The sequence below is a fragment of the Amycolatopsis ruanii genome, assembly GCF_003385175.1.
Classification (GTDB): domain Bacteria; phylum Actinomycetota; class Actinomycetes; order Mycobacteriales; family Pseudonocardiaceae; genus Amycolatopsis_E; species Amycolatopsis_E thermalba.
Window position 1 is genome coordinate 1 of record NZ_PQHY01000139.1, and the last position, 5,960, is coordinate 5,960.

Genomic DNA, 5,960 nt, shown 5'->3' on the forward strand with positions numbered 1-5,960 from the left:
GGCCGGGCGGGTCCGGCATGGAGGCGGCCGCGCGGCTGGTGCCGACGGTGTCCAACAACGCCATCGGCCTGCGGTTCGACTTCGTCGGCTTCGACCCGCGCGGCGTGGGCGCCAGCCGTCCGCGCGTGCAATGCCTGACCGACGCCGAACGCGACGCCGAGCGGGCGAGCAACCCGGGCACGTCGGAGGCCGCGTGGAGCGGACAGGCACGCGACTTCGCGGCGAAGTGCGCCCAGCGCACCGAGCACGGCACCGCGATGCTGGCCAACATGGGCACCCGGGACGTGGTCAAGGACCTCGACGTCCTGCGCGCCGCGCTGGGTGACGCGAAGCTGAGCTACCTCGGCTACTCCTACGGCACCCAGATCGGCTACAGCTACGCCGAGGCTTTCCCGGAGCGGGTCCGCGCGCTGCTGCTGGACGGCGCGATCGACCCGGCCGAGAACGACCCGGATTCGCTGGTCGCGCAGGGCGCCGGGTTCGCCCGCGCGTTCGGGCAGTTCGCGGTCGAGTGCGCCCGGCACGACGGCTGCGCGCTGGGCCGCGACCCGGCGAAGGCGGCGGCGGAGTTCCAGAACCTGGTGCAGCCGCTGGTCGCCGCCCCGGCGAAGGCCGGCGACGGCAGGCTGCTGTCGTACCGGGACGCGATCACCGGCGTGGTCGAGGCGATGTACTCGAGCCACTCGTGGCCGTTCCTCGACACCGGCCTCGGGCTGCTGCGGCGCGGTGACGGCTCGGTCCTGCTCCGGCTCGCCGACGGCTACTACGAGCGCGCCGCGGACGGGAAGTACTCGTCGCTGCAGGACGCCTACTACGCGGTGCGCTGCGGGGACAACCCGCGCGCGAGCGACCCCGCGGTGTCCCGGCAGCGGATGACCGACGCCGCGCCGTTCCTCGGCTGGGGCCGTCCCGACCAGGGCGAACTCGACGTGTGCGCGTCCTGGCCGGTGCCGAGCACGTCCCAGCCGCACCGGCCGACGGTCACCTCCGCCGCGCCACCACTGGTCATCTCGACGACCAACGACCCGGTCACCCCGTACCAGGCGGGCGTCAACCTCGCGAACGTCTTCCACGGCGGCCTGCTCACCGTCGACGGCACCCAGCACACCGCGTTCCTGCACGGCAACATGTGCGTGGACGTGGCCGGCCTGGACTACCTCGTCGACAACAGCCAGCCGGCCCCGGGCACCCGCTGCCAGGCCTAACCGCCGGTCGTGGTCCCCACCGGGACGTTCTGGTCGGACAGCGCCAGCTCCAGCTGGATCGCGCCCTCGTTCGGCTGCCGCGGCGGCACCTGGATCCACACGCGCACCAGGTTGCGCGGCTCGGCCTTGGTGACCCAGAACTTGATGTCCACGTCCGCCTGGATGCCGGGGATGACGCCGGAGATGACGTCCCGTGCCAGCTCACCGGTGACCCGGTAGGCCTCCACGCCGAGGACGTCCTCCTTGGTCTCCGTCTTCAGCGCCGTCGCGTCGGACATCAGCCTGGGCAGCCCGCGCTCGGGATCCAGCAGCGTCATCGGGTTGTAGTCGGCCGGCACCGGGACCTGCCGCTGCTGCCCCTTGGTGTCGGTGAGGAACAGCGTCTCGCCGACGAGCACGTAGTCCAGCTCGAACCGGTCGGCCGAGGCCTGCACGTCCGCCTGCCCGATCGCGGTGCCGTGCGGCCCGCCGTCCTTGCTGGCCTGCCCCTTGACCTCGCGGATGTCCAGGCCGGGGATGGTCGAGCTGACGCTGAAGTCGAAGCGCACGCTGCGGATCCCGTTCAGGCTCGTCTCCGCGGCGTCCACGAGCGCGCGCCCGTCGGGGAGCGGTTCCTCGGGAGCGGCCGAGCAGGCGCTGGACAGTGCCAGGACCAGGGCCAGGGTGACACCGGCGGTGCGTCGGCGGAGCATGCGTCCAACGGTAGCGATCAGCGGCGGGCGAAGGTGCGGCGGTATGCCAGCGGTGCGACGCCGATCGCCGCGTTGAGGTGCTGCCGCAGCGAAGCCGCGGTGCCCAGCCCGGACTCGGCCGCGACCCGCTCGACGGGCAGGTCGGTGGTCTCGAGCAGGTGACGGGCGTGCAGCACGCGCTGCTGGTTCAGCCAGACCCGCGGCGACTGCCCGGTCTCGGCGCGGAAGCGGCGGCTGAAGGTGCGCACGCTCATGCCCGCGTGCTTCGCGAGCGCAGCCAGGTCGAGCGGTTCGCTGAGCCGTTCCAGTGCCCACGCGCGCGTCGCGGCGGTGCTGCCGTCGCCGCCGGGCAGCGGTTGCTCGATGAACTGCGACTGCCCGCCGTCCCGCCAGGGCGCCACCACGCAGTACCGGGCGACGTGGTTGGCGACCGCGCTGCCGTGGTCGGACCGCACGAGGTGCAGGCACAGGTCCAGCCCGGCGGCGAGCCCGGCCGAGGTCAGGATGTCGCCGTCGTCCACGAACAACACGTTCTCGTCCAGGTCGACCCGCGGGTAGAGGTGCCGGAAGCGGGCCGCGTGCGCCCAGTGCGTGGTCGCGCGGCGCCCGTCGAGCAGGCCGGCGGCGCCCAGCACGAACGCGCCGGTGCAGATCGAGACCAGCCGCGCCGACGACGGGATCCGGGCCAGCGCCGCGGCCAGTTCGGGCGGCAGGACGCCCTCCTGACGCGGCCCGTGCACGCGGGTGCCGGGGATGATGACGGTGTCGGCGTCGTCGAGGGCCTCCGGACCGTGGCCGAGGTGCGCGTCGTAGCCGTGGCTGACCCGCACCGGCCGGTCGTCGACCCCGCAAACCCGCACGTCGTAGAGCTGTTCGCCGTCCTGGCGCGCGGTGCCGAAGACGAGCGGCGCGATGTTCAGGTCGTACCCGACCACCTCGGATACCGCGAGGACCACCACCCGGTGCATGGCCGGATTCTTGCACATATTGGCGCTCCGGCCACTCGACCGAGTGATCCAGATCGGCGAGGCTGTGCCGGTGACAAGAACGAAGTCGCGCATCCACCCGGCCTGGTTCGTCGCCTTCGCGGCCTTCGTCGCGCTGGTCGGCGCGGCCGGCTTCCGCGCCACCCCCGGTGTGCTGATCGACCCGCTGCACGAGGAGTTCGGCTGGTCGACGGCCACCATCTCGGCCGCCGTGTCGATCAACCTGATGCTCTACGGCCTGACCGCGCCGTTCGCCGCGGCGCTGATGGAGCGGCTCGGCATGCGCAAGGTGGTGACCGGCGCGCTGGTCCTGGTCGCCGCGGGCAGCGGGCTGACGGTGTTCATGACCGCGAGCTGGCAGCTGCTCCTGTGCTGGGGCGTGCTGGTCGGGCTGGGCACCGGGTCGATGGCGCTGGCGTTCGTCGCGACCGTGACCTCGCGCTGGTTCGTCCGCCACCGCGGGCTGGTCAGCGGCATCCTGACCGCGGCTGGCGCGGCCGGGCAGCTGGTGTTCCTGCCCCTGCTCGCCGCGATCGCCACGAACGACGGCTGGCGCACCGCGTCCCTGGTGGTCTCCTTCGCCGCGCTGGCGGTCGTCCCGATCATCCTGATCTTCCTGCGCGACCACCCGAGCGAGATCGGCCTGACCGCGTACGGCGCGACCGAGGCCGAGGAGCTGCCGCCGTCGACGGGAGCGGCCCGGCGCGCGCTGCAGGTGCTGGGACAGGCCGCGAAGACGCGCACCTTCTGGCTGCTCGCCGGCGGGTTCGCGATCTGCGGGGCGTCCACCAACGGCCTGATCCAGACCCACTTCGTGCCCGCGGCGCACGAGCACGGGATGCCGCCGACCACCGCGGCCTCGCTGCTCGCGCTGGTCGGCGTCTTCGACGTGGTCGGCACGATCGCCTCCGGCTGGCTCACCGACCGCGTCAACCCGCGGATCCTGCTCGGCGTGTACTACTTCCTGCGCGGCGCGTCGCTCATCGTGCTGCCGCACCTGTTCGCCCCCACCACCGAACCGCCGATGTGGGCGTTCATCATCTTCTACGGCCTGGACTGGGTGGCCACGGTGCCGCCGACGGTGGCGCTGGCGCGCGAGCAGTTCGGCCTGAGCGGTCCGATCGTGTTCGGCTGGGTGTTCGCCTCCCACCAGGTCGGCGCCGCGATCGTGGCGACGGGCGCCGGGCTCATCCACGACCACGCCGGAAGCTACGACCTCGCGTGGTACATCTCGGGCGGGCTGTGCGCACTGGCCACGGTGATGTCGCTGCTCATTCCCTCCGTCAGGGCAACACGGGAACCACGAAACACGCCGTTAACACACCATGCGTAGGGTGCGGCCATGGATCGCCAGCAGGAGTTCGTGCTGCGCACGCTGGAAGAACGTGACATCCGATTCGTTCGTCTGTGGTTCACCGACGTCCTCGGTTTCCTGAAGTCGGTGGCGGTCGCCCCGGCCGAGCTCGAGGGCGCCTTCAGCGACGGGATCGGGTTCGACGGGTCGGCCATCGAAGGCTTCGCGCGCGTCTACGAATCGGACATGGTCGCGAAGCCCGACCCGTCGACGTTCCAGGTGCTGCCCTGGGAGACCCCGGAGGGCGGGCACTACTCGGCGCGGATGTTCTGCGACATCGCGATGCCCGACGGGTCGCCGTCCTGGGCCGACCCGCGGCACGTGCTGCGGCGTCAGCTGTCCAAGGCCGGCGAGGCCGGGTTCACCTGCTACGTGCACCCGGAGATCGAGTTCTTCCTGCTCTCGTCGCTGCCCTCGGACGGCAGCGAGCCCGAGCCGGCGGACAACGGCGGGTACTTCGACCAGGCCAGCCACGCCACCGCGACGCACTTCCGCCGCCACGCCATCGAGGCGCTGGAGGCGATGGGTATCTCGGTCGAGTTCAGCCACCACGAGGGCGCGCCCGGGCAGCAGGAGATCGACCTGCGCTACGCGGACGCGCTGACCATGGCCGACAACGTCATGACGTTCCGGTACGTGGTGAAGGAGGTCGCGCTGACCCAGGGGGTGCGCGCGACGTTCATGCCCAAGCCGTTCACCGAGCAGCCCGGTTCGGGCATGCACACGCACGTGTCGTTGTTCGAGGGTGACCGCAACGCGTTCCACAACCCCGAAGACCCGTACGAGTTGTCCGAGACGGGCAAGGCGTTCGTGGCCGGCCTGTTGCACCACGCGCGGGAGATCTCCGCGGTGACCAACCAGTGGGTGAACTCGTACAAGCGGCTGATCAGCGGGGGAGAGGCGCCGACCACGGTGTCGTGGGGCCGGGCGAACCGGTCCGCGCTGGTGCGGGTGCCGAACTACTCGCCGGGCAAGGCGTCGTCGCGGCGGGTCGAGATCCGCACGATCGACTCGGCCTGCAACCCCTACCTGGCGTACTCGGTCGTGATCGCCGCCGGGCTGAAGGGGATCGAGAAGGGGTACGAGCTGCCGCCGGCGGCCGAGGACAACATCTGGTCGATGAGCGACGCCGAGCGCCGCGCGGCCGGGTACGACCAGCTGCCGCAGAACCTCGGCGAGGCGCTGGCCGAGATGGAGAAGTCCGAGCTGCTCCCCGACGCGCTCGGCGAGCACGTCTACGACTTCTTCCTCCGGAACAAGCGCGCGGAGTGGGACGCCTACCGCCGGTCGGTGACCCCGTACGAGCTCAAGACCCTGCTACCTGTGCTCTGACCAGGGGAAATCGCCTTAAGGGACCCCCCTGTTTCAGGGGGGTTCCGGGGCATGTAATCTTCTCTTCGTCGCCAGGGAGACCGGGACGACGGGGCCGGAAAGCCCCGGCGGACGGGCCAGGGTCGGGCGGTGTTGACACCGCGAACCGAACCGGGTAAAGTTCTTGGTCGGCCCGCGGGTGGGTCGCCAACCACTACTACTAAACCAGTAGGGTTGCTGACGCCCTCCGCGACAACCAGAAAAGCTTTGCAGAAGCAGCAGCTTCGTGTTGTTTGAGAACTCAACAGTGTATTGATGAGCTAAAGCCAGTTGATTAGCTAGAACCCTTTGTGGGTTCCTTTGAGGCTATGAATCATAGCCGGATCGATTTTCTAGCATTGTTGGAGAGTTT

General features: G+C 70.6%; 5 protein-coding genes. 3 read left to right on the forward strand and 2 right to left on the reverse strand.

Annotated elements, in window-relative coordinates; genetic code table 11:
- Nucleotides 1–1,205, forward strand: a 1,205-nt coding sequence (locus tag D0D28_RS34885; RefSeq protein WP_162831277.1) for an alpha/beta hydrolase, incomplete at its 5' end; no start/stop codon positions are given.
- Here D0D28_RS34885 and D0D28_RS34890 read toward each other — a convergent pair.
- Together D0D28_RS34890 and D0D28_RS34895 are read right to left on the reverse strand one after the other, a co-directional pair.
- A complete protein-coding gene (locus D0D28_RS34890; RefSeq protein ID WP_094006745.1) occupies nucleotides 1,202–1,897 on the reverse strand; it encodes an LppX_LprAFG lipoprotein in 696 nt (231 codons plus the stop codon). The two genes, D0D28_RS34885 and D0D28_RS34890, sit on opposite strands and share 4 nt — an antisense overlap.
- Nucleotides 1,898–1,914: 17 nt before the next feature.
- Nucleotides 1,915–2,865, reverse strand: a complete 951-nt coding sequence (locus D0D28_RS34895) for a GlxA family transcriptional regulator (RefSeq protein WP_094006785.1) — start codon at nucleotides 2,863–2,865, stop codon at nucleotides 1,915–1,917.
- Between D0D28_RS34895 and D0D28_RS34900 the strand changes: the two genes are divergently transcribed.
- Nucleotides 2,864–4,216: an MFS transporter gene (locus tag D0D28_RS34900; protein ID WP_240323472.1), complete on the forward strand. Its 1,353-nt coding sequence runs from the start codon at nucleotides 2,864–2,866 to the stop codon at nucleotides 4,214–4,216. The two genes, D0D28_RS34895 and D0D28_RS34900, sit on opposite strands and share 2 nt — an antisense overlap.
- A 9-nt stretch (nucleotides 4,217–4,225) precedes the next feature.
- Nucleotides 4,226–5,569 carry a type I glutamate--ammonia ligase gene (glnA, locus tag D0D28_RS34905; protein WP_017987056.1) on the forward strand — a complete coding sequence of 448 codons (1,344 nt, stop codon included), beginning with the start codon at nucleotides 4,226–4,228 and terminating at the stop codon, nucleotides 5,567–5,569.
- Nucleotides 5,570–5,960 lie beyond the last annotated feature (391 nt).